Origin of the sequence: Paraburkholderia lebeckiae (assembly GCF_014201005.1) — a bacterium.
Classification (GTDB): Bacteria; Pseudomonadota; Gammaproteobacteria; order Burkholderiales; family Burkholderiaceae; genus Paraburkholderia; species Paraburkholderia tuberum.
Window position 1 is genome coordinate 384897 of the sequence record NZ_JACHDK010000004.1, and the last position, 24307, is coordinate 409203.

The following is a 24307-nucleotide window of genomic DNA, read 5'->3' on the forward strand; positions in this document are numbered from 1 at the left end:
TCTTCCTGACTAGCTTCACATCGAAGTCCGTGGCCATGAGAAGACCCGGTCCTGCGGAAACTGTGCGAATTATTTCAGCGAGGAGGGAGTGCCGCTACTGACCTTTGAATTGAGGTGCCCGCTTTTCGATGGTCGCAGCCAGCGCCTCGAGATGGTCGTCAGTGTTGTGGCACATGCCCTGAAAGACGGCACAGTGGTCGAGGAAGTCGTGCAGTTCCATGCGCTGGGCTGATTTCATCAGGCGCTTCGTCAGCCGGAGGGCTTGCGGCGGTTTTGCGGCGAGGCTTCTGGCCAGTTGCTGAGCGGTTTCCAGCAACTGGTCTGCGCTAACGGCGTCGAGAACGACGCCAAGCTCCTTGCCTTCAACCCCGGTAAAGGTTCGGCCTGAAAACGTGAGCTCGGCTGCCCGCTGGTAGCCCACGAGTCGTTGTAGAAACCAGGCTCCGCCATCTCCGGGGATGATTCCCACATTGACAAAGGTCTCGCCCATGATCGCGTCAGCTGCAGCCAGTCTCAGGTCGCACATGCAGGCGAGGTCGAAGCCCGCGCCCAATGCGGCACCATTGATGGCTGCGATGGACGGGACGTCGAGACGATGCATCGCCAGGGGTATTCGCTGGATGCCTTGCCGATACTGTTTCTGAACCTCATAGACGTCCCCACCGAAACTCCCCTCGCGATGGAACATGTGCTTGATGTTTCCGCCGGAAGAGAAGGCGTTTCCGGCACCGGTCACAATCAGGACACCGATCGACTCCTCGGCGTTAATCCACTGAACGGTGCGATCAATGTCGTCCACGAGTTTCGTGCCGGTGAGCTCGTTACGGAGATCATCGCGGTTCAAGGTCAGTGTTGCGACACGCCCGTCGACGCGTAGCAATGCATCAGTCAATTCAGGTGCATGGTTCATCTTGGCTGCTCGGTTGAATGCCACTGAGGGGTGGCCGCGCTGACATCCTCAAGCAGGATGCGAGCATCGAGAATGGCCACCCCGCTGGAATAGGCAAGCACGGGATTGAGGTCCAGCTCGGCGATTTCCGGAAATGCCGAGCAAAGCGACGAGATGCCCATCATCAACTTGACCAATGCATCCTTGTCGGTCGGGGCCGCTCCCCGTACCCCGTTCAGAATCTCACTGGCTCGAATCTCGGCGAGCATCCGGTGCGCGTCGTCCTCCGTGAGAGGGAGCGAGCGGAAGACGACGTCTTTGAGTACCTCGACCAGGATACCGCCGAGGCCAAACATCATGACCGGGCCGTAAGTCGGGTCACGCACGACACCGATGATGATTTCGACGCCACCTTTTGGCGCCATGGGGGTCACGAGGACGCCGGTAATGTCCGGGTCTTGCACATGTTTCCGGCCATTGGCCACGATGTTTTCGAACGCGTGCCTAACCCCATCGGAGCTTCCGACGCTGAGCTTGACCCCACCGGCGTCCGACTTGTGGATGATGTCACGCGACACGATTTTCATCGCGACTGGCACCGAACCGAGGCGCTCGAACGCCGCCACCGCCTCATGCAATGACCTGGCCAGAATCGCGGGAGCCGGCATTGGGACGCCAGCATCCGCGAGCGCCTGCCGGGCCTCGTGCTCGAGCACAACCGTCCGGTGTTCGCTACGACAGGACGACAGGACCGTCTCGAATGCCGGCGAGCGCACCGGATGGTCCTCTGCTACAGCAAGTGGTCGCCTCTGCGCCTCACCAAACTCTGCGAGGCCCTGCATGCAGCGGACCGCCAACTCCAGCGAGTCGTAAACCGGTACACCGGCTTCACGAATACACGTCAGAGGGGCCGGTCGCAGGTCCGAATACAAGCTCCCATAGAGGCTGTGCACGATGATTGGTTTACCGCGCGCTTCCAGCATTGCGGCAATTCGCATAGAAGTCTGCATCTCAATGGGTGTCAGCGACTGGGAAAACCTCACGCCATATCCGCCGTAGAGCCCCGTGATGAGTAGTCCGTCCACCTGAGGGTCCTCGAGCAGAATGCGCGCACAGTCGGCAAATACCGCCGGGTTGGAATCCGTTCCGCCTGCAACGTCTACGGGGTTCGCAACGGCGGCCGACGGCGGCAGGATTGCCGACAGGCGCTGGCGCGTTTCGTGGCTCAGGGGAGCCAGCGTTAGACCATGTTCGCTCAAGGCGTCTGCAGCAATCGTGGCGTGCCCACCACCATCGGCGAGCACCGCCACGCGGCGCGACGCGAGCGGCTGAAGCAGCGAAAGCGCTTCAGCGAGCGAGAGAATCTCGTCGGACTTGCGAGCGAGCACCGCTCCCGCCTGACGCAGAACGCCCTCGCTTACCGCGTAGTCTCCGGCCAGCGCACCAGTGTGCGACTTCGCGGAACTACGTCCGGCGCTGGTGCGGCCTGACTTGTAGAGTACGACCGGCTTCCTACGTGTAATGCGACGCAGTGCGTCGAGGAACACCCGCCCATTTTTCATACCCTCGACATACGCGACGACGACCTTCGTGTTCTCGTCTTCTGCAAAGTAGTCGAGGTACTCGTCGAACTGAATATCCGATTCGTTGCCAATGCCGACGTACGTTGACAGCCCGATGTGTCCGTTGGCCTCGGCCTCCGTCACGAGAGAAAGCGCCATGTTTCCAGACTGGGACAGCAATCCGATACCGCCTTTCTTCAGATTGCTAAAGCCGACAATGTTGCAAGCCTTGTGGGTATTAAATACCCCGGACGTGTTCGGCCCGACGATACGTACGTTATAGGCATGAGCGACTCGCACCATTTCGTCCTGGAGGCGCCGCCCGTCATCGCCCGCTTCGGCAAATCCGCCCGCCAGGACAACCGCGCCTTTTGCGCCTTTTTTGCCACATTGCTCGATGACCTGTGGCAGGGTCTTTGCCGGCGTGCAGACCAGGGCGAGGTCAATGTCGCGGGGTATGTCGCCCAGACTCGCATAGCATTTCAGGCCGAGGATTTCCGGTTCTTTCGGGTTTATGGGGTATATCGCCCCGGCGTATCCGTCTTCCAGCAGCTTTTGAATGGAACGAAAACCCCGCTTCATCTGGTCTTTCGATGCGCCAACGACGGCAATCGAGTCTGGATAGAAAAGTTTGCGAATAGAGTGGCTGCTCATCGTTATTCTCCCTTGAACACCGGTTCACGCTTCGCGGCGAAGGAATCGATGCCTTCCCGCCAGTCTTTCGTTGTTGAACAGAACATCATGCCTTCCAGTTCTGCGGTCAGCGCTGCGTCAAGGGTGCGCTCGCCAGCGAAGTTCAGTTGCTCCTTCGCCAGCCGCATCGAGAACGGAGCCTTGCTGGCGACCTTCTGTGCAAACGCCCGTGCGCTCTGAAGAAAACCGTCATCGGGATACACGCGGTTTGCGAGCCCAATACAAGCAGCTTCTTGCCCGTCAATCTGCTCGCCAAGGAAAACCAGCTCGCGTGCTTTTGCCAGGCCCACCAGCCGGGGAAGGAGATACGTGATTCCGCCGCCGAGAAAGTTGCCGATGCTTATTTCGGGCAATCCAATCTTCGCGCTCTCGGCCATCACCACGAAGTCGGAGGCAATCGCGATTTCTGCACCAGCTCCCAGCGCGAAGCCATTTACAGCCGCGACCACGGGCTTGCCGAGCGTCAGCAGTCGCTTGCAAACTACCTGCTCACCCCGCAGGTATTCGCGACGCTCGAAGGCCGTGCGGCCCGCCTTGTGTTCCTTGAGGTCCGCTCCGACGCAGAATGCGCGTCCCTCTCCCGTAACGAGAACTACCCGCGCGGCTCCGTCCGCCTCAGCGAGGCTTAATGCTTCGTTTAACTCATCGTAAAGTTGCTGGACCACCGCATTCAGACGATGCGGTCTGTTTAACCTGACCTCTGCAATCCCGTCCTGCACACCGTAAATTATCGTTTCGAAAACCATGAACGTCTCCGTCATTGCACCTTGATGGGCTCGCTCACGGTGTGGGGCATACCTCACGGGTCGTGGCGTCTCGGACAAACACAAACGCGCGAAGAAACGTTTGTTGCATAAAATCTAAGCATGGGAAACGTTTGTTGCAATCCTGCGTTTACCCGTAATTGAGTCTTTACGGACGCCGCAATTGACTCTGACAGTGTAGTTAGCTGTTCCCGTACGTATGCTGACGGGCCATCCAGCAATTGTCCGAGGCAGAAGAGGCGCTACACGCGAACGGTGCATACGTCAGCTGAATCCGATCAGTAGTGCCGCCATCTGTCGCGCAGTCCCGACGCCGGGACTACGTGTTTTCCCTCCCCCGATTTTTGTTGACGTCCATTTCTGGCGGAGTACTATCGTTTTTGACAACAAACGTTGCGCGCAGTTTAACTAAGACATCGCGTGTTGCGCTGCATGTAGTGTTGCTGTCATTGGTCCCTCCCACGTCGAGGAGGTGACATCGCCAATCACTGCGGAGAGAATCATGGGACGTCGTTCCTTCCTTATGTCCGTCATTGCTGTTGCAATGTTCGGCGCCAGCATCGCGCACGCGGAAACCAAAGAGTTGGTTGTCGGTACCGACACCTCCTTCATGCCGTTCGAATTCAAGCAGGGTGACAAGTACGTCGGCTTCGACCTTGACCTGTGGGCCGAAATCGCGAAGGACCAGGGCTGGAAGTACAAGATTCAGCCGATGGACTTCGCTGGTCTGATTCCGGCTTTGCAAACGCAAAACATTGATGTCGCGCTTTCGGGCATGACCATCAAGGAAGAACGCAAGAAGGCTATCGATTTTTCGGACCCGTATTACGACAGCGGACTCGCTGCGATGGTGCAAGTCAGCAACACGAGCATCAAGTCCATTGACGATCTGAATGGCAAGGTCATCGGCGCAAAAACGGGCACCGCAACGATCGACTGGATCAAGGCGCACCTGAAGCCCAAGGAAATCCGTCAGTTCCCCAACATCGACCAGGCCTATCTGGCGCTGGAAGCGGGCCGCGTCGACGCAGCCATGCACGACACGCCAAATGTCCTGTACTTCGTCAACACGGAAGGCAAAGGCAAGGTCAAGGTTGCCGGCGCCCCCGTCAGTGGCGACAAATACGGCATCGGCTTTCCGAAGGGAAGTCCGCTGGTGTCGAAGGTCAACGAAGATCTGACGAAAATCAAGGCAGATGGCCGTTACGCGAAGCTCTACAAGAAGTGGTTCGGTTCCGAACCGCCGAAGTCGTAATCGCTCGGAAATGTCGGAAATGGGGGCGCGGCGGTCATGACCGTCGCGCTGGCAACGGAACAATCAGGAGCGCCTTGTGGAATTCGACTGGTCAGTTATCGGAGCGGCACTTCCAGACTTGCTGGACGGCGTGAAGCTCACAGTCTTTATTGCAGTTGTCGGGCTTGTCGGTGGTTTCATCGTCGGTATGATCGCCGGGATGTTCCGGGCGTATGGGCCTGTCGCACTGAACATTCTGGCTCAGGCCTACATTGAGCTGATCCGGGGTACGCCGATTGTCGTGCAGGTCATGTTTCTGTACTTCGCCCTGCCGCTGCTTGCGCATATCCGAATCGATGGCCTGACTGCCGCCATCATCGCGATAACGGTAAATTCGGGCGCCTATCTTGCCGAAGTGGTGCGCGGCGCGCTGCTGTCCATCTCCAAAGGCCTCACGGAAGCCGGTCTTGCGATGGGTCTGTCCATGCCACGTGTCCTCCTAAAGATTGTCGGTCCGCTGGCCTTTCGCAGGTTGATTCCGCCGCTCGGCAACCAGTGCATCGTTAGCCTGAAGGACACGTCCCTTTTTATCGTCATAGGTGTGGGCGAACTGACACGCAAGGGCCAAGAAATCATCGCGGGAAATTTCCGCGCCGTGGAGATCTGGACCGCGGTTGCCGTCATCTATCTGATTCTGACTGGCGTGATGACGCTCACACTGCGTCTCGTTGAAAGAAGGATGAGCATCCTATGAACATGGTCGAATTCAAGGCGGTCTCGAAGAGCTTCGGCCACGTGGCCGTGCTCAAGGACATCAGCCTGCGCATCGAAAGCGGCGAAGTTGTGGTTGTCGTCGGTCCGTCCGGCTCGGGCAAGTCCACGATGCTTCGCTGTATCAACGTGCTGGAAAAAATCTCGGGCGGAGACTTGCTGGTCGACGGGCAGAGCGTCAAGGGCAACGCCTCCGTGGTTCGTAACATCCGGCTCGAGGCCGGCATGGTCTTCCAGCAGTTCAACCTGTTTCCGCAGATGACGGCGCTGGAGAATGTCATGTTCGGCCCTATCCAGGTGCGCGGAGCATCGCGAGCCGAGGCGCGCGACCAGGCAATGGCATTGCTGGACAAGGTGGGCCTCGAAGCGCGCGCCAATCATTACCCGTCCGAGTTGTCTGGGGGACAACAGCAGCGCGTCGCGATTGCCCGCGCCCTGGCCATCAGGCCCAAGTTGATGCTGTTCGACGAGCCAACCTCGGCGCTGGACCCGGAGCTTCGTCACGAAGTCCTCAAGGTCATGCAGGACCTCGCCAACGAGGGCATGACCATGATTGTCGTGACGCATGAAATCGGCTTCGCGAAGCGCGTCGGCACGCGCCTGCTGTTCATGGACCAGGGCGGCATCGCCGAGGACGGGCAACCGGCCGCGCTCATCCACACTCCACCTACACAGCGACTGAAAGACTTTTTGCAGCACGTGTCCTAAGCGAGGTTATGTCCTATATGAAGGTTCTCACTCCCGCCGTCATTTCCGGCTCTCCGTACGAAATCGGATACGCCCTCGGCTCACTGGCCCGGCCGGTAATGGGTGCGTACATGGGCCAAAGCGTCGCCTGGCAGGCGGTCAGCCGATGGCGCGGGCACGCGTTCGTGCGAGCCTTGCGCCAGGCTGCCGAAAGTGCGTTCCCGGACCATGTCGCAGAAATCGAAGGGATGGCGGCAGGCATGGGATGGTCCGCCGAGGACGTGTTCCTGTGGAACTGCCGGGGAGAGTTGATTCACAACGCGCCGGACGGTTGCACGACACTGGCTGCCTGGTCGCCAAATGAGCGGCTCATCGCGCATAACGAGGATGGCGACCCGTATCTGCGCGACAAGTGCGAGCTCGTGGACATTCGTCCAACCGGCAAGCCCGGGTTCGTGAGCTTCTACTACCCGGGCTCCCTGCCCGGACATACCTTCGCAGTAAACCGTGCCGGACTGGTACAGGCCATCAACAACCTGCGAATCAGGAAGCCCGCCGTTGGGGTGCCCCGCATGGTGCTCACCCGCGCGGTGCTCGACGTCGCTTCACTTGACGCCGCCATCAGGGTGCTCGATGGTGTGCCACGTGCCAGCGGCTTTCACCACACGCTGGGTTGCGTCGGGGACCCACGGCTGCTCAGCATCGAAGCAACTGTACAGCGCTGCTCCGTTACGGAGGTGGCCCGTCTGTGCGGGCACGCCAACCACCTTGTCCATGTCGGCTGTGACAACGAGGAGCAGATTGTCACGGACTCGTCCCGCGACCGGCAGACCCGACTCGGTGAGCTTCTTCCAAGTCTATCGAACATCGGCGGGTCGAGTCTCCTGGAGGTACTCTCGGACAAGGCGTCGAAAGGTCTGCCTATTTATCGCGATGACCCTGCTGACCCGGACGACGAGAACACACTTGCGACTGCGCTGTTCGTCATTCAGGAGACCGGTGTGGAATTTGAAGTGCTCCAGCAAGGTGAACTTCGATTCAGGAGATTCGTGTCCCAGGAATCGCGCGCACGCACCGGGTCCTGACCGCGGGGACAAAGCATGACGACCGTGGTCCGGCGCAGGACGGCAAGCTGTTCGTTGGAGGAGACGGTCGGACATCGCGAAGCAGTTTAAAGAAGGACGCTGTCCACTACAGCGACGATGTCGTCGTTGTAGAGGCCAGATTCGGCGCGACACATCGTGGCGCAGGGGCCGGGATTGCCGCAACGGGCAAGCCGATGGAAGTACAGAGCGCATTGATTTACGTCTTCGACGGCGCCGATCTGGTCTGCGAAAAGGTCTACTTCGACCTCGCGATAGTCCTGCGTCAGCTCGGCGCTGCAAGGCTCACGGGCCGTCTTTCGTCCCTTTCCGCGCCATCCGCCAGCCTGTTGGCAAGACATCGATGCACCAGCGCTGCGTCTGCCATGTCGGGAAGCGGGCGAGCCATCCGATTGCCGGTGCACTCCGGTCTACGGCATCGTTTCCAACGTTTTCTTCAGTCGCGCGAGTGCCTCTTCGGACTCCTGCTGGATTCGCGCGCGCACGAACAAGACATTCACCGCTGCAAACCATAGTGACGGGGAGCGGTACACGAACTCACGCTCAAATCGCGTCCCGGACGCTACGGGCCTCAGGAAGTAGCTCACCGCGCCGGCGGACTTGCCATCTATCGTGCCGACGATGACCCATTTGCGCGGACGGTCCCGCACAGCAACCGTCCACACGACGCTTCCTCGCCGACCCGCCACGCGAAATTCTTCCGCGACCTGTTCACCAACGCTCAACGGGTGGTCGGTCGCCCCCCTTACCGATAGTGAAGACGGGTGCCAGTCGGGCCAGTGCGCGGGTGTCGTCACGTAGTCGAAAACGACCAAATCCGGTCGCTCGATCAAGATCACGGTGACAATCTTCGTCGTCAGGTCGACGGACTCAGGCAGCGGTAGAGCAAGCACGACAGCGACCGCGAAGGCTGCCATGATCGCGCTGATCCATCTCGATGGCCATTTCATCTGCGACTCTTCGAAGTATCGCGCACAGGTGGACTGCCGGGCCTCTAAACAGGCCCAAAGCTCTGCGGGTTCCCCAACCAGATAACGGCGAAGCCGGACGCAGATCGAGGCACGCGCCGTGCGCCGATAGTACCGCATTGCGGCGTTGGTTCCGGTCAGACACATCTCGCCAGTTCACCTCGTCAATGTCGTCCGGCCCGGTCATCTAAAACCAGGGCGCCGATGCAGTGACCTCCTTCCTGCCATGAACCTGATCGGCGGCAGTTACGCCATCGAATCTGGTTTGAGGCGCCATGCTGCTTCTTCAAGCGCATACATGCTTCCATCGTCCTGCTGCAAGCCCCATACCACATCAATAGAAATAAGGATGGGGCGTCCCAAATAGCATCCGTCAGGAATTTTTCACACAAATCCGGCGCCCGCGTCCTAGTGTGTCTCCATGGTTGGGCATCGGACGTGCATCGATGCAACTCTCGAGGGGCGGTAGCAAGAACAATCGGTTTTCACATGGATGCCGGTGACGGATGCCCGCCAATGCGCAAGCGTATTACCCTTTTCGCGAGGCACGACATGACATCGATTTTCAGACGGCTATCCCGTTCCGCTTCCCGCGGTTTTGCAGGTGGCAGCTTCATCGCGCTTACGTGCGCGATCGTCCCAGGTGCCGAGGCGCAAGTGGTCGGCCCGCTCGTCACGGTGGCCGCGGGCGATCCATTCAGCGGATGCACCGCGGACCAGATTAACGCACAGGAGTCCGCATTCGGGAGCGTCCTGTTTCCGGCCACGTCGATCGAGCCATGGGTTGCGGCCGATCCGACCAACCCGTCCCGCCTACTCGTCGGCCATCAGCAGGACCGCTGGGACGACGGCGGCTCACGCGGACTCGTCGGCGTCGTCTCCACCAATGCGGGCAGCACATGGACCAATACGATCCCATCCGGCGTTACCGATTGCGCCGGGGGCAAATTCCGTCGCGCCTCCGATCCGTGGGTAGACTTCGCGCAAGACGGAACCGCGTTCTTCCTGTCGTTGGTGTTTGACCCGATGAAGCCGACCACTCCGTTTGGGGCGCGCAATAGCGGGTTGCTGGTCAGCCGCTCAGTCGACCACGGCGCGAGCTGGCAGGCGCCCGTGACGCTGATCCGCACCAACTCGCCGCACGCGCTCAATGACAAGAACTCGCTCACCGCCGATCCGACGGCGAACGGTTACGTCTATGCGGTGTGGGATCAACTGAGCGTTTTCCCGCCAACCCAGGCCGGCGATCAGTTGCTCGCGGGAAACGACGGTGTCGAGATCGCGCGTCAATTGCGCAACGGTGCAGCGGGTGGTGCTCCGGTCTCCAAGTTCAATTTCACCGGCCCGAGCTTCTTCTCGCGGTCCATCGACAACGGCGTGACCTGGAGCACGGCCGCCCCGATCTATCAACCGGGCACGAACGCGCAGACGATCAACAACACTGTACGGGTGTTGCATGATGGGACCCTGAGTGACTTCTTCACTGCAATCAATGTCACAAACTCGGGGCTCAGCATCGGCTATATAAAGTCCACGGATAAGGGCGCGAGCTGGAGCACGCCGACGTTCGTCAACGATATTCAGGTGCGCACCCTGGGAGTGGTCACGCCGGACACCGGCCAGCCGATACGCGATGCCGCCATTCTTTTCAGTGTCGCTGTGAACCCGGTCACGGGGGCAATCTATCTCGCGTGGCAGGACAATCGCTTTTCGACAGCCACCTGCACCACGCCCGGGGCCGGGTCAATCGCGATCACCGGGATCGTCTTCAGCGAGTCGGATGACGGCGGGGCCACCTGGTCGACGCCGGTGATGATCAACAAGACGCCGGCCAATGCCGCGAACCCGTGCCGTCAACAGGCCTTCATCCCCGCGGTGGTGGCGTCGGGCGACGGCAAGACGGTGGCGGTGACCTACTACGACTTTCGTAACGACACGAACACGCCTGCCGGCGTCGAGGGCACGGACAATTTCGCGCTGTTCTGCCCGACCTCGTCCGCGTGCACGAGCTCCGCAAACTGGGGCAACGAGCAACGACTGACCACGGCCTCGTTCAACATACTCAACGCTCCTGTGGCGCGTGGCCATTTCCTCGGCGATTACATGGGTCTGACTGCGAGCGGGCCCAAGACCATCTACCCGGTATTCGGCACAGCCACAGGTCCCAACCTGACAGCCGAATTCACCCGTCAGATCACCTTGCCGTAAGCGCAGGCGGCGGCGACTTGAGGAGGTCGCCGCCCAGTCCCCGCAACAGCGCGGATGGGAATAGAAATGAGCGAGTTCGCTCCGATGCCGCAGCCCGTAGTTCGGATCCAGCAGAATGAAATGGCCTGTCGGGGCCAGTAGACGGCGAGGGCGTGCCCGGCGTCGTCCACGTCTTTTCGCATGCCGAATCCGGCCACCATCGCGCGACCATTCGAACTCCACAACTGTATCCAGGCGTGAGCATCACCTGACCGATCGTCTCCGTGTTAGAGACGCAGCGATTCACGCCCCGGTTCGCGAAGCCCTTCGCCGCTTCGCGCTGTGGCGAGTTGCAGTCGTCTGCGCGAGTTCATGAATGAGATCGGCGAGTCGCTCCGCAGACGATGTCATTTGCGCATGGCTGAACCCACTGAATCCCAACACCAGGCCAGCCGGGTTTGGAACGCTGCAAGCGCATGTCGCGCGCGCGAATCCGGTCTGGCGGGACGTGGACGTGGCGGACAATGATGAAGTACTGGTTGTCTTCAACGCCGGCGACGTCTACGTCTCGTCGACGTGGTATCCGAGCAAGCATGAGCACCATAAACAGGTGCCGACCTGGAACTATGTCGTCGTCCATGTGCACGGCCGGATTCGCATCCGCGACGATGAGAAGTTCGTCCGCAGCGTGGTTGCACGGCTTACCCGCTCGCACGAAGATCGGAAGCGAAGCCTTGGAAGATGGGCGATGCTCCGGCCGATTATCCGGAAGAGCAACTCGATGGAATCGTTGGTCTCGAAGTCGAGATCACGCGGCTGGTCGGAAAGCGCAAACTCGGTCAACACAAGCATGCGCGTGATATTCGCGGCCCTGCCGAGATGCTGCTGACTCGTGGCAATCAGCAAATCGGTGGCGCGATGCTTGCATGTGCGGCGAGGAAGATCGACTGACCCTGCTGCTCCCGGCGGTGAACCTCTCGTCGAGCTCGAGGTACGCGAAAGATCTGCTGCTCGCGGATACGTCGGTACCCGTGCTCATTACTGGCGAGACCAGGACGGGAACGGAACGCCGTTGTTTCGTTTGCGACAAAATGTGCGCTACCGCACATATCTCGACGTTTCCGCTTCCTTCGTGAGCAGAAGAAACTAGCATCAACGCACAGCCTTCCCCGCATCCTCTCTTTGCCGGCTCAGGTCTGAAAAATATCAATTCAGAAAAACGGACCGCGGATACTTTTAATTTAAAGATCCAGAGGAGACCGAACGCGGGTCTCTTCATATAAATCACTCTGATTGAATCGCCTCCACTGCGCTGCAACGCGACAGGGCAGATGCCTTTGTCGTTCTATCTAACATGGAGAAACGATTATGGATCGTCGCGAATTTATCAAGAAGACATCGGCGATTGGCGCTGCACTGACTACGCCAAAACTTGCGCCTGGCGCGTCCGGGTCGGCCGCGGGAAACGCTGCGCACAAGGGAACCCCCAACATCCTGTTCATTCTGCTTGACGAGATGCGCTACCCGCGCGTGTTCCCGGCGGGAATAAGCAGCCCCGGCGATTTTCTCAGGCATTTCATGCCTCGAACGCATGCGCTGTGGAGAAAGGGTGTGAAGTTCTCGGGGCACTACACGGCCGCCTCAGCATGTACCCCAGCGCGCGGCACTTTGGTCACCGGGCTTTATTCACAGCAAAACTGGGTGCTGACAACAATCTTCGATAACCCGTCAAGTAAAGCTTCACTTCAACCAGCGCTTAGCCGGGCGTTTCCGACTTATGGCAAGCTCCTTCGCAACTTCGGTTATTCGACGCCATATATAGGGAAATGGCATCTGTCGGTCACCATACAGGGGCAGCGCGAGCTTCAGGAGTATGGTTTTCAGGCCATGACCTTTCCTGATCCAACTGGCAGCAACCTGCAGGGCACGGTCGGCGATATACCCAACCTGTACTACAGCGACGAATACATTGCCAACCAGGCGGTAGGTTGGCTTAGCCAGCGCAAGCCGCACGAGGGACCGTGGTGTTTGACCGTAGGTCTCGTCAACCCTCACGACAAAGAGTTCTTCCCGGCGGGAACGGAATTTCAGACCTACCACGATTATTTCGCGAACTCGAACTACAACCCGAACGGTTATCAGCAATGGCGGGACTACACGGTAGGGCCGCCGAACTACGATTGGAATACCAATCCGCTCAAGAATCCACCGGAGTTGGCATACGCTGCGGTCCCGCCGAACTGGGAGTCGGCAGATCACATCCAGCGTACCAAGCCGGCGGCTCAGGCATTCAACAGAATGATCCAGGAGGCAATCTGGGGCGGTGTCCAGGATGATCCGGACAGCACTGATTTTCTTATTACCGAATACCCTGTGCCGGTCCAGGGCGTAACAAAAGGGATCGGTAAATCGCCGTTCAGTTACTGGAAGCGTAGCCTCGAGTCCTACACACAGATACTGACAGACGTCGACGAACGGATTGGTGAGATCGTCGATTCGCTGCCTCACGAGGTCGCGCGCAACACGATCATTATCCTGACGTCCGACCACGGCGAATACGCTGGCGCGCACGGCATGGTTTCCGGCAAGACCTCGACATGCCACGAAGAGGCGTACAACATCCCGCTGATTGTGGTTGACCCGACGGGACAGTATGCCGGCGATGTCGACAAGATCCGGGACGGTTTGACTTCTTCGGTCGACATTCTTCCGATGCTGGTTACGATAGGCAATGGCGGCAACCGCAATTGGCTAACGGGCGACTATGCGCAGTTGTACGGCGGCAGGCATGATCTTGTTCCGATGCTGAAAAGCGATTCGGCAGCCGGTCGGCCCTATGTCACCTTCACGACCGACGAAACACTGCCTGAGTCGTACATACCGAACGCGTCGAGTACGCCGACGCATATCATCGGAGTACGCACTCGGGCGAACAAGCTCGGCACCTATTCGTTCTGGGGACCGGAATCGACAACCATCTCGGGTCGAAGCCAGCTCGAGTACTACGACTATGCGACGACGGCAGGGCAACTGGAAATTGAAAACCGTTACCGCGATCCGGCGGCCCGGGTACTCTATGAGCAGTTGCTGACGGATATTTTGCCAAATGAGTTGAGGGCACCGCTTCCCGGGAGCTTGGTGGCGGCGCAGACGCTCGCTGAGGCGAGATATGTGACCTACGTGAGGCTCATCAACGCCGGGGGCGTCAGCGAACCGCAATTGCCACTCTCGGTCGGCGATATCTGAAGCGGGGACGAGGCTGGACGCCGTGGGACCGGCGGCGGCCAGCAGCGAAATCGGGGTGTGCTGGCGAATCGGAAGATCCGTTGACAATGAAAGTAAAGGATAGACCTCATGCCGAGCGTTGAGCGCGCCCGGATGGCTGCGCTGATCGACTCTGTTTGGCGCATGGCGCTTCGCCTCGGATTTCCGCTCGCCCGCGCGTGGTGGCACCTTCGACGCCCTCGCCATGAGGGCGCGTTAGTAGCAATCTACGTCGGTCGGTCGCTGTTGCTGCTGAAGTCGTCGTACCGCGCCGAATGGGGGTTTCCGGGCGGCAGTATCCAGGCCGGTGAGACACCTGCTGCTGCGGCGCTGCGCGAGATGGAGGAGGAGATCGGACTTGCGTCTCCCCCCTTACTGCCAGCAGGCAGCGCCGCCGGCATGTGGGACGGGCGAAGAGACCGGGTGCATTTCTTCGAACTGCGCCTCGATTGCCTACCCGAACTGCGGCTCGATAATCGCGAGATCGTCGCCGCGCATCTGGCGTCGCCGGAGGAATTGCCTGGCTTCGCCGTGACAGGCGCGGTCGCTGCGTATCTAGGCAGGGATGTCTGCGGCTAGTCGAGCCGTTTTTCTTTCGTGACCGTTCGAGTCCGCTTGACGCTGCGCGAGGCGCGGGCCTTCCAGGCATCGGAGTTACAGCCCCACGGTTTTTAACGCTTCCTGATTCGCTAGCATGGCATCGATGAGAGCGCGAGCCTTGCGGTCGACGCACGTGAGAGCAACACTTTCCGACTCGTAGGTAGCGGCATCGGCTAAGTCACCGGTGACGTGCTGTTTTCGTGTTCTTCTACGCAACGACCACGTGACGCGATATGTCAGCGCGATTCCATCGGAAAATCGGGCCGCCCGCGGCTCCAAGTGCGCTTCGATGACGAATCCGCGATAACGCCCGACAATGTGATGTTTCATTGATTGACTTCACCGTCTTTCGCCTTCATCGCTCGCCTCTCAATGCACGACGCCAAAGAACAGAATTGCGCCTTCGGCTGGCGTCAGGCCCGCCTTGAAGTAGCCTTCGAGCCGGTCGGCTGTCGCTTCGTCGAGCGTGAAGGGCGGATGGACGTAGCCTACGGCGAATGCATGGTCGTACCAGTCGTTGAGCCACGCGCGCAGTTCGATCACGTCCTGCGGCAGTGTGTTCGAAGCGTCGTCGTACATGAGCGTTTCCCCGGCTTGCTGAACGATCAGGCCGCCATGCGGCCTATCCCCATTTCCGGACGGCGCTGGCCCGGCGGAAACACGTGCCATGCGCCGTCGGCATGGCGAAAGAAGAAGAGTGAAAACGCCCCGGTCGGCAGATCGATTTGAATGCACACCCGGCATGTTCCACCCGAGCGCGATCGGTTCAGCAGACGCACGCGTGCCCCTCGGCCCCCCGTCGGGCCAACGAGTTTTTCGACCTGAGAACGCAGCGATCTGTTGCCCGCCATGATTTTCCCCGCGATGCACGATGATTCGATGCTACGGCGATCGGTGCGTGCGTCCAATCGGCGCCGGCCGGAATGTCGTTTCAGGAATCGCTGGTTTCAGCCGTCAGGACTTCCTGAACGGGAACAGCATGTGGAACGGCATTTAAGGGCCTTTACGCATCTGCGGGGGCTTTCAGCATGAATGGCACTAAGGATTTCCTGACCCGCGAATCAGGAAGTCACACCTGATTTTCCAGCTTGCGCTGAATGCGACACACTTTCTGCTCGTAGATGATGATCCATCGAAACGCAATGTCGAATTGATGCATCATGATCGCCTATCTATCGGAGCGGGAAAACGTCATCGAGCAAATCGACACGATATGCCTGCGACTGTTCGACACCTGGTGCGAGACGCGCAGCGTGACGTCGCTTGCGTATTTGATGCACTGCTGGCCATTGATAGACAGCACGACCAACGCGCTCAGGCGCCTGGGCGAAACCATGCGTGAGTTGCGGCGCAATCACGCGGACCAGATCGACGAGTATGACTTTCGCGCGCTGTGCGAGGTGGCCGACCTCATCGACGAACTGACCTTGCCGCGCACGGTCCGACTGATCGCGGTGGCGGGCGAGGTGCTGAACTAGCAAACGGCAACGCAGGGCAGGCGCGCAATTGCTTACAGGCATGCATGCGGCGGCGGTGAGGCCACGGGGCGCGCTGTTTCATCGGACGTTTGAAACCCGGAGCGGGCGTGATGGACCAGGCGCCGGCATCGAGTGCAGAATAGGACAACCACAACGGCGGCACTCGCGGGGATATATGGCGCTCGACATTTTCGACGCACGGTGGAGCGGGCTCCTGCAACCCGCTGAGCGGTATCTCGAAGGGAACACCGCATCATGAGCCATCTCGCCGCTCCAGTCGCGTATACGGGCACGATTCTGATCGTCGACGATACGCCGGGGAATCTTGGCGTGGTTGTCGACAGTCTCGAGGCGCGCGGCATTCGCGTACTGGTGGCGCTCGACGGTATCGAAGCGTTGGAGCGCGCAGCCTTCTCGCAGCCCGATGTGATCCTGCTGGACGTGAAGATGCCGGGTATCAACGGCTTCGAGACTTGTCGGCGCCTCAAGCGCGACGAGCGCACGCGCGATATCGCCGTCATATTCATGACCTCGCTGATGGACAACGAGGACCGCGTCGAAGGCTTTCTGGTGGGCGGTGTCGATTATGTGACCAAGCCATTGCGCGTCGATGAGATGGTCGCGCGGGTTGGCGTGCACCTCGAGCTGCGGGTGATGCACAAGCAGGTTCTCGCGCAGAACCGGCAACTGCTAGCGGAAGTTGCCGTGCGCAAGGAAACGGAGGCCGCGCTATCGCAAGCGCGCGACGAACTGGAGCGACGTGTCGCATTGCGCACCGAAGAGCTGGCGCGCGCCAACGCCAACTTGCGGGCGCAGATCGATGAGCGGCGGCGCGCGGACGCGCGCCTGCAGGCAAGCGAGGCTCGCTTTCGCGCGATTGTCGAAACGAGTCCGGTGCCGCTGTGCATCACCTCGATGCCGCATGGGCACATCCTGTACACGAACCAGCCGTTGCGCGAACTCTTCGGCATGGACGAAGGCTTGTCCGCCAATATCGCGGATTTCTACGCCGAGCAGGGCGAGCGCGAGCGTCTGATCGAACATCTGCGGACCAAGGGTAGCTTGCGCAACACGGAGGTACAGTTCCGGCGCCAGGACGGTACCCGGTTCTGGGCGATGGCGACGGCGCGCGCCGCGACTTACGACGATTCTCCCGCGATCTATGTGGGCCTGAACGACATTACGGGGCGCAAGCAGATGGAACAGGAACTCGTCGAATCGCGCGAGCAGCAGCGCGAACTGTCCGCGTACATGGAGGCGATTCGCGAGGAGGAGAGAAAGCGCATTGCGATGGAAATTCACGACGAGCTGGGGCAATTGCTGACCGCGCTCAAGATGGACGTGTCTCTGCTCAAAATGCGCATCGCGCACGACGCGGAAGCGACAAAAAAAGCCGACGATATGCGCCAACTGGTCGAAGGCACGATCTCGATGGTGCGCAATGTCGCGAGCCACCTGCGGCCCGCGGCGCTTAACTTCGGCATCGTGTCTGCGCTCGAATGGCTTGTCGACGAGTTCAACCGCCGCAATGCCATTGCGTGTGAATTGCGCATCGAAGGCGGCGAACCCACGCTGTCCGACGCCCACGCGACGGCCCTGTTCCGCATTGCACAGGCTTCGCTGACGAACGTCGCGCGTCATGCCGCCGCCACACGTGTCGAGGTGACGCTGGTTTCGACGGCTGCACAGCTCTTGCTGCAGGTGCGTGACGACGGATGCGGCTTCGATCAGCAAGTGGTGAGTCGCAACTATTCATATGGCCTGCTCGGCATGAACGAGCGCGCGCGGCTGATCGGCGGATCGCTTTCGATCGACAGCTCGCCGGGCGCGGGCACCATGGTTTCGATTCATATTCCGCTCGATGGCGGAGCTCGAACATGATCAGGATACTCATTGCGGACGATCATGCGATAGTCCGTGGCGGACTCAGACAGATCATCGCGACCACGAGCGATATCGTCGTTGCGGGGGAAGCGGCGCAAGGAGCGGAAGTGATCGACAAGCTGCGCTCGTGCGCGCTCGATCTTCTATTGCTCGACATGACGATGCCCGGCATCAGCGGCGTCGCCCTGATCCGCAGGGTACGGGCGGAGCATCCTTCGTTGCCGGTGCTGGTGCTGAGCATTCACGACGAGGCTCAGGTCGCGTCTCGCGCGCTGCGCGCGGGAGCAACGGGATATCTGACCAAGGACAGTGACCCGGAGGTGCTGCTCGCGGCAATCCGCAAGCTCGCGGACGGCGGCCGTTTCATCGATCCGAAGCTCGTCGATGCGATGGTGTTCGATACACAGCGCGGCGACGTGCCGCCGCATGAAGTACTGTCGGACCGCGAATTCCAGGTCCTGCAGATGCTCGCGGCGGGCAGGAGCATCAATGAAATTGCCCAGGCGTGTGCCCTCAGCGCGAAAACGATCAGTACACACAAGATGCGGCTGATGCAGAAACTCGGGCTTTCCAACAACGCCGAGGTGATCCGGTACGCGATCCGGCACGGAATGATCGTCGAGTAGTCAACGAAGGATGATGCGGTTCACGTTCTGAGGCGCGAATCACCGCAGTAGCCTCCTTTCCAGATATTGCTCGACGAAGCTGAGGATCGCCTTGGACCGGTAAGCCTTCGCCAACCGGCAAAGGTGATCTGCGAAGGGTCGATAGCGCTCGTCGAGCTCGCTCAAGTGTTGGGCGTGTTGCACGATGGCACGCATGTCGCCGAGTCGCGCCAGGTAGTGCAGCGCTTCGATCTCCCCCTGCGGCGGTGCGATCAAGGGCCCGGTAAAACGAGCGGCAGCGAGTACAGCCGTTTGGCCCGCCCCAGTGACTTGCGCCTTGGTAGCTTCGTCGATCCACTCGACATTCAGGAGCGACGCGACATGGGACAATAGCCGGCCGAAATCGATCGGTTTGGCAAGAAAAGCGTTTGCGCCGGCCGCGAGACTTTGCGCCGCATCGGTCCCCGAGGCGCTCGCGGAGACTGCGACGATGGGCAGATCCCGGAACTCGGGCATCTGGCGCAGGCGACGCGTGGCTTCGAGCCCGTCCATGCCGGGCATGACCACATCCATCAGGACAAGCGCAGGATGCAGGGAGCGGGTTTTCTCCAGAGCTTCGGATCCGTTGCCAGCCTCCGCCATGTCGAATCCGAGCGGCCTCAGCATATCGACCATCACGGCACGGTTCTCCGCCACGTCATCCGCGACCAGGATAGCCTTGCGCGGCCCCTTGTAGCCGCTCACGATCCGTCCGGACGCGGCGACAGCCGCCGGGGGCGCCACCACCTGGACATCCAGTTCGATCGAGAAGACGCTGCCCATATCGCGACGACTCTCGATATGGATGTCGCCGCCCATCAGGCGTACGAGTTGTCGGCTGATGGCGAGCCCGAGCCCCGTGCCGCCAAAGCGGTGCCGGTTGTCGCTCACTTGCTCGAAAGGCCTGAAGATTTCCTCCTGGCGCCCTTCATCTATCCCAATGCCGGTGTCCTGCACTTTGAAACATAGACGCGCGGGCGGCGTAAAAGCGACGCTCAGATGCACGCTCCCCTGCTCGGTAAATCTGATCGCATTGGAAAGCAGGTTGAGCAGCGCCTGACGCAGCCGTATTTCGTCCACCCGGACCGCCGCGGGTAGATCGGGCGGCATCTCGCAATCGAAGGCCAGGCCCTTTTCCGTTGCCTTGACCCGAATCGTCTCGGCAACAAAATAGACGAACTGTTCGAGCGGAACGTCGGAAAGATTGAGTTCCATTCGTCCAGCTTCGATCTTGGCTATATCCAGGATGTCGTCGATGAGCATCAGCAGGTGTTCGCCGCTGCGCTGGATGACCGATAGTCCGTCGATCTGGCGTTGATCGAGAGTCGTGTCGCGTGTGAGGATCTGCGCGTATCCAAGAATCGCGTTCAGCGGCGTACGCAGTTCGTGGCTCATGTGCGCGAGAAAATCGCTTTTTGCCTGGTTGGCCGTATCTGCATGTTCCTTGGCCACGGCGAGTTCCGCCGTCCGTTCGCGGATCATGTCTTCGAGGTGCTCGCGATAGCGCCGCAATTCCTCTTCGGATTGCTTGTGCTCCGTGATGTCGCGTGAGATGCCGAGCAGGAACTGCGGCACGCCGCGCACATCGGCGATCGGGATCTTCATGGTGTGCAGCAGGCGCACTCCATGTCGCGTATGAACCGGCTCTTCCTGTATGTCGATCATGTGATGCGACTTCAGCACGGCCCGGTCCTTGAGCGCGAAGAATTCAGCCTCCTCCGCGGGAAACAGATCGTGGACGGACCGGCCGAGGAGCTCCTCGCGCCGGTAGCCGAGAAGTTGCTCCGCCGCCTTGTTGCAGCGCACGAAGCGCAAGGTCGCGGCCTCCTTGACGAAGATCGTGTCCGGGATATTTTCGATGATGCTGTTAAGAAAGTTCTCGCTTTCCCGGACGGCGTCTTCGGCGTGCTGACGTTCGGCGATCTCGGCCGCCTGACCCGCAAGCGCCGTACTGAGTTCGGCCGTGCGCTGCGCGACGCGCGCCTCGAGTCCGGCGTTGAGCTCCTTCAACGCATCCTCGGCCTGGCGGCGCCGGCGCCGGTCTTCAAGGAACTGCTCGACTGCGCGCGCCATATCGGCAATCTCGTCGCCGCCATGCACAGGGACTCCGGCTTGCGTGCTCCCGGCATCGCCGTGCCGCAGAAAGTGACTGACGCGGCGCAGGCGCGCCACGACATGGCGCCCGAGGAATTCGCGGGCGATTAGCCAGGTGAGCAGCAGGCTCACCGCGACTCCACCCGCCACCCATTTGCGTGTGCGATCTGCGCGAACGGCCAGATCCTGGACTGCTTCGCGGTAGTCGCGCGTCAATAAATCGGACTGCCGTTGCGCCGCGACGGCCAGAGCCTCGGCCGCGCCGCGCAGGTCCTTGTCGAGGCTGGTCAGCGAGACGCCCGGCCGCTGCCCATCCGCCGGCGCACCCCGGGTGCCGAGCGCAGTCTCGCGCACCTGCGCCTCGATGTTGACGATGTTGCGAAAGCGTTGGCTCGACCGGTAAAGCGTCAGCGCGTCGACCCCAGGGTCGTCGCTTGCGCTCGCGGAGGCCAGGCGGTCAACCAGGCGGTCGAAGGATGCCAGCTGTTCGAGCACATGCCGATGGGTCTCGCGCACGGCATCGATCGTATCGTCGCGAGACAACTGCAACGCGAGGCGTTCGATCGTCAGCGTGCGCTGTACCAGATCCTGCGCATCCGCGAGGCGCGTGAGCCGCTCTTCGGCCAGCTGGCGGATCGAGTGGGCCGAACCGGTCAACGAGTAAATCGTCGTGGCTCCGACGACCACCACCAGCGCGGCCAGGCACGAAACAACGAGCGCAAATTGAGCGGTGAGCGATTGTGGGAAAGGCAGTTTCACGGTCGTTGCCAGATCTGACGATAGATGTCGCGATAGCCGTTGTCAGGGTCGTAGAGTAGACGATCGCCGCCGTCCGCGGCGACATTGTCCGCCGTCACGAGATGCACCGGAGTCACATAACCCGTGACGCCAACGCCCGCGAAAAGTCGGTTCATTTCGTCGACCAGTTGCCAGCCGTGCAGATTCAGGGGTTCGGCCACGGTGCCGGTCTGGAACGTGCCGGTGCGGATGCGCAGGAAGGCGGACTCGCTGCCGTCGCCAGCCGACAGCATGATCATCGCAGCGTTCGGCATTCCCGCCTGGGTCAACACCGGGGCGGCGTAGTCAAAGTAGATGTCGTTGATCGCCAGCGCACAGGTCCAGCGCGGGCCGTAACGCGCGAGCAGGGCGCGTGTCGTCCCCGGCACCAGTTCCCGGCTGCGCGAAATCGCCACGTCGCGCACTTCAAGGAGGGTACAGCCACTGCACGCGCGAACGACGGCAGCCATTGCCTGCGCCTTGTCCCGTGCAATCTGGAAATCGGTATCCGTGAAGATGACGACGCCCGCATGCCCGCCGGCCTGCAGGATGGCCGCGAGCGCGGTCACGCGCGCGACCTCGCGCGGATCCGTCGACACGTTCATCGCGACGGGCGTGCCCGGCACCGGTCCGGCCGGGGCCGCGACATGCCAGCCGACGATCGGGATGCTGTTCTCGGCAAACGGCCGCAGTGCGGGGAGCAGCGCGCGCGCGTCGCCGCCGGCGAGGATCAGACCGTCGGGGCGGCTTGCCAGCGCATCCGCGAGCATCTTCAGACGCAGGTCGGCCGCACCCGCGGAATCGAAGATCCTCACGCGCCAGCCGATCACCTTGGCCGCCTCCAGCACACCATCGACCACACCGAGGATGCCGCCGTTGCGCAAATCCTCGGCGACGACCGCGATGTGTTTTCCAGATTGCGCAGGTGGCCCCTTGCGTGGCCCGTTCCAGGGTGTAGCGGGTCGCGAAGCGGCGTCGACCACTCGCCTGGCCAGGGCCAGGAAGTCCGTCGCGGCGACCGGGGCTCCGGGCGCAGGGCCAGGCAATAAATCCTGCGCCGCGGCGGCCGGCAGCACACACGCGCAAGCCAATGCCAGAAGGAAGCCCCTCATGCTGTTCCCCCCATGGGCTCCGTCGAGGTCGATTGGGGTTGCCCAAAGCCGCTCGCGGATGACCTTTTTAGCAGGATATTACAACCCGATTCCCGCGTGTCATCGGTCATGCGCTGGCGCAGATTGGATCAAGCGTGGTCGGCACTCAACTGCAATGGTCTGGTGGTCAGTGTTCGCCACGATTGCGCGATCAACCGTTCATCGATCGCATGCCATAGATTTTCTCGACTGCAAGCAGGTACGACGTCAGGTGTTACATCATCTCGGGTTGCGCCAGCCGGGTGCCATCGCTAAAGCGCGTCAATCGATATGGCTGTGTCTCGATCCCTGTCGCGTCGTCCGTCACGATGCGGCTAACCAGCATGCCGGCTCCCGGTCCCAGCCCGAATCCATGACCGCTGAACCCCGAAGCGATCACAAGGCCCGGCTTGCTCTCCACGCGTGACATCACCGGCACCAGATCGGGCATCGTGTCGATCGCGCCTGCCCACGCATGGGCGATACGCAATCCAGACAGTTCCGGAAAGACCGTCGCAACGTTTTGTAGTGCACGTGTGTGCCACTCGGCATCGGGCGCAGGATTGAGAACCCGCGTCACCTCGAACGGAGAGATGTCGTCGTTGCGCCAGTCCGCGCTTCCTTCGGGGCCGCCGAAGAAAGGTTGCGCGAGCCGGAATTTGAGCTTCTTGTTGAGTTTGCTGCGGAACATCTGGCGAAACTTGACCGCGTGCCGCAGGTTCTGTGGCGCGATCTCCATGCGTCCATAGCCCGGTACCGCGATCGTGTAGCCGCCGTCCAGCCGCCGCATCGCGAAGTTCGGGCCGGAGAAGCACCCGTCTATCACGGCCGGCGCTTCCGCCGTGCGCAGCGCGGTGCCGATCACATTGACCGCCGGCAGATCGATCCCATGGTGCCGGCAGAACAGGGCGCTCCACGCGCCGCCGGCCAGCACGACGCTGCTCGCGCCAATCCGGCCGCGCTCGGTCCATACGCCGGAGATTCGACCCGCGCTGCTGTCGAGTCCGCGAACCGCACAGGTCTGATGCACGCGCGCGCCGAGTCGTTGCGCGCCTCTTGCGATGGCGGCCGCTGCTCGCGACGGCTCCGCGCGTCCATCGGAATGCGACCACACGCCGCCCGCCCACTTCGCCCGACTATGCGGAACGCGCGCAGCCAGTTCTCGAGCCGACAGCAGCTGACTGTCGAAGCCGAGCGCGCGCGCCTTGCCGAGCCATGTTTCCCACTGGGCGACGTCGGCAGACTGCTCGCTTCCGTACAGAATGCCGCTGCGCCGAAAACCGATGTCCTCGCCGAGTTCGTCGCTCAACTCGCCCCAACGCTTCAGGCTCTGCATCGCGAGCGGCAACTCGTAAAGGTCGCGGTTCTGCTGACGCACCCAACCCCAGTTGCGCCCCGACTGCTCCGCGCCAATGATGCCTTTTTCGAGCAGTACGACCGATACGCCGCGCCGTGCCAGCGCGTAAGCCGTGCTGACGCCGATAATGCCGCCGCCGATCACGGCTACGTCGCAGCGATCGGGGAACCCCTCGCTATTCGGGACTTCGTCGATTCTTAGCATATTTGAGCAACCATGAT

21 protein-coding genes and 1 pseudogene are annotated in these 24307 nt (G+C 60.9%); 12 read left to right on the plus strand and 10 right to left on the minus strand.

Going from position 1 to position 24307, the window contains the following annotated elements; genetic code table 11:
* Nucleotides 1-94 precede the first annotated feature (94 nt).
* Genes HDG39_RS10920 through HDG39_RS10930 form a run of 3 tightly spaced genes read right to left on the minus strand, consistent with a single transcriptional unit; the run spans nt 95 to nt 3890 of the window.
* Nucleotides 95-910: an enoyl-CoA hydratase-related protein gene (locus tag HDG39_RS10920; protein WP_184005771.1), complete on the minus strand. Its 816-nt coding sequence runs from the start codon at nt 908-910 to the stop codon at nt 95-97.
* A complete protein-coding gene (locus HDG39_RS10925) occupies nt 907-3105 on the minus strand; it encodes an acetate--CoA ligase family protein (RefSeq protein ID WP_184005773.1) in 2199 nt (732 codons plus the stop codon). The genes HDG39_RS10920 and HDG39_RS10925 overlap by 4 nt, the downstream gene beginning before the upstream one ends.
* Before the next feature lie 2 nt (nt 3106-3107).
* Nucleotides 3108-3890 (minus strand): enoyl-CoA hydratase/isomerase family protein, encoded by a 783-nt coding sequence (locus HDG39_RS10930; protein ID WP_184005775.1) that lies wholly within the window; start codon nt 3888-3890, stop codon nt 3108-3110.
* Between the two features lie 520 nt (nt 3891-4410).
* Here HDG39_RS10930 and glnH point away from each other — a divergent pair.
* The 5 genes from glnH (at nt 4411) to HDG39_RS35825 (ending at nt 8218) form a co-directional block, all read left to right on the plus strand.
* Nucleotides 4411-5163 (plus strand): glutamine ABC transporter substrate-binding protein GlnH, encoded by a 753-nt coding sequence (gene glnH / locus HDG39_RS10935; protein WP_184005777.1) that lies wholly within the window; start codon nt 4411-4413, stop codon nt 5161-5163.
* Nucleotides 5164-5239: 76 nt separating this feature from the next.
* Nucleotides 5240-5896 (plus strand): glutamine ABC transporter permease GlnP, encoded by a 657-nt coding sequence (glnP, locus tag HDG39_RS10940; RefSeq protein WP_184005779.1) that lies wholly within the window; start codon nt 5240-5242, stop codon nt 5894-5896.
* Complete coding sequence (glnQ, locus tag HDG39_RS10945; RefSeq protein WP_184005781.1) at nt 5893-6621, plus strand: glutamine ABC transporter ATP-binding protein GlnQ; 729 nt, start codon at nt 5893-5895, stop codon at nt 6619-6621. The genes glnP and glnQ overlap by 4 nt, the downstream gene beginning before the upstream one ends.
* A gap of 17 nt (nt 6622-6638) precedes the next feature.
* Complete coding sequence (locus HDG39_RS10950; protein WP_184005783.1) at nt 6639-7685, plus strand: C45 family autoproteolytic acyltransferase/hydrolase; 1047 nt, start codon at nt 6639-6641, stop codon at nt 7683-7685.
* A 47-nt stretch (nt 7686-7732) separates the two neighbouring features.
* On the plus strand, nt 7733-8218 hold the full coding sequence (locus HDG39_RS35825; protein WP_409259219.1) for an ester cyclase: 486 nt from the start codon (nt 7733-7735) through the stop codon (nt 8216-8218).
* Here the strand turns inward: HDG39_RS35825 and HDG39_RS10960 are convergent.
* Nucleotides 8114-8653 carry an SRPBCC family protein gene (locus HDG39_RS10960; protein WP_184005785.1) on the minus strand — a complete coding sequence of 180 codons (540 nt, stop codon included), beginning with the start codon at nt 8651-8653 and terminating at the stop codon, nt 8114-8116. The two genes, HDG39_RS35825 and HDG39_RS10960, sit on opposite strands and share 105 nt — an antisense overlap.
* 534 nt (nt 8654-9187) lie before the next feature.
* Here HDG39_RS10960 and HDG39_RS10965 point away from each other — a divergent pair.
* From HDG39_RS10965 to HDG39_RS10980, 4 genes and pseudogenes are all read left to right on the plus strand, one after another.
* Nucleotides 9188-10879 carry a sialidase family protein gene (locus HDG39_RS10965; RefSeq protein ID WP_260327696.1) on the plus strand — a complete coding sequence of 564 codons (1692 nt, stop codon included), beginning with the start codon at nt 9188-9190 and terminating at the stop codon, nt 10877-10879.
* Nucleotides 10880-11312: 433 nt separating this feature from the next.
* A pseudogene (locus HDG39_RS35050) lies at nt 11313-11809 on the plus strand (FMN-binding negative transcriptional regulator); the annotation flags it as partial.
* A gap of 417 nt (nt 11810-12226) precedes the next feature.
* Complete coding sequence (locus HDG39_RS10975; RefSeq protein ID WP_184005789.1) at nt 12227-14104, plus strand: sulfatase-like hydrolase/transferase; 1878 nt, start codon at nt 12227-12229, stop codon at nt 14102-14104.
* Between the two features lie 108 nt (nt 14105-14212).
* Entirely contained in the window at nt 14213-14701 is a 489-nt protein-coding gene (locus HDG39_RS10980) for an NUDIX domain-containing protein (RefSeq protein ID WP_184005791.1), read from the plus strand.
* A gap of 75 nt (nt 14702-14776) precedes the next feature.
* Here the strand turns inward: HDG39_RS10980 and HDG39_RS10985 are convergent, their stop codons facing one another.
* Genes HDG39_RS10985 through HDG39_RS10995 form a run of 3 tightly spaced genes read right to left on the minus strand, consistent with a single transcriptional unit; the run spans nt 14777 to nt 15573 of the window.
* The gene (locus HDG39_RS10985; RefSeq protein ID WP_184005793.1) at nt 14777-15052 is read right to left on the minus strand and encodes a hypothetical protein; all 276 of its coding nucleotides are present in this window, start codon (nt 15050-15052) and stop codon (nt 14777-14779) included.
* A gap of 39 nt (nt 15053-15091) precedes the next feature.
* Nucleotides 15092-15301 carry a hypothetical protein gene (locus HDG39_RS10990; protein ID WP_018422385.1) on the minus strand — a complete coding sequence of 70 codons (210 nt, stop codon included), beginning with the start codon at nt 15299-15301 and terminating at the stop codon, nt 15092-15094.
* Nucleotides 15302-15327: 26 nt separating this feature from the next.
* Nucleotides 15328-15573, minus strand: coding sequence for a hypothetical protein (locus tag HDG39_RS10995; RefSeq protein WP_026226136.1), 246 nt, complete (start codon nt 15571-15573; stop codon nt 15328-15330).
* A 309-nt stretch (nt 15574-15882) separates the two neighbouring features.
* Here HDG39_RS10995 and HDG39_RS11000 point away from each other — a divergent pair, with 309 nt between their 5' ends.
* From HDG39_RS11000 to HDG39_RS11010, 3 genes are all read left to right on the plus strand, one after another.
* Nucleotides 15883-16200, plus strand: a complete 318-nt coding sequence (locus HDG39_RS11000; protein WP_184005795.1) for a hypothetical protein — start codon at nt 15883-15885, stop codon at nt 16198-16200.
* A 255-nt stretch (nt 16201-16455) separates the two neighbouring features.
* Nucleotides 16456-18081 (plus strand): response regulator, encoded by a 1626-nt coding sequence (locus tag HDG39_RS11005; RefSeq protein WP_184005797.1) that lies wholly within the window; start codon nt 16456-16458, stop codon nt 18079-18081.
* Complete coding sequence (locus tag HDG39_RS11010; protein ID WP_018422380.1) at nt 18078-18710, plus strand: response regulator; 633 nt, start codon at nt 18078-18080, stop codon at nt 18708-18710. The genes HDG39_RS11005 and HDG39_RS11010 overlap by 4 nt, the downstream gene beginning before the upstream one ends.
* Nucleotides 18711-18749: 39 nt before the next feature.
* Here the strand turns inward: HDG39_RS11010 and HDG39_RS11015 are convergent, their stop codons facing one another.
* The 3 genes from HDG39_RS11015 to HDG39_RS11025 all read right to left on the minus strand — a co-directional run bounded on the left by HDG39_RS11015 (nt 18750) and on the right by HDG39_RS11025 (nt 24290).
* Nucleotides 18750-21581 (minus strand): ATP-binding protein, encoded by a 2832-nt coding sequence (locus HDG39_RS11015; RefSeq protein ID WP_184005799.1) that lies wholly within the window; start codon nt 21579-21581, stop codon nt 18750-18752.
* On the minus strand, nt 21578-22711 hold the full coding sequence (locus HDG39_RS11020) for a substrate-binding domain-containing protein (RefSeq protein ID WP_184005801.1): 1134 nt from the start codon (nt 22709-22711) through the stop codon (nt 21578-21580). The genes HDG39_RS11015 and HDG39_RS11020 overlap by 4 nt, the downstream gene beginning before the upstream one ends.
* Nucleotides 22712-22964: 253 nt before the next feature.
* Nucleotides 22965-24290 carry an NAD(P)/FAD-dependent oxidoreductase gene (locus HDG39_RS11025; RefSeq protein ID WP_184005803.1) on the minus strand — a complete coding sequence of 442 codons (1326 nt, stop codon included), beginning with the start codon at nt 24288-24290 and terminating at the stop codon, nt 22965-22967.
* Nucleotides 24291-24307 lie beyond the last annotated feature (17 nt).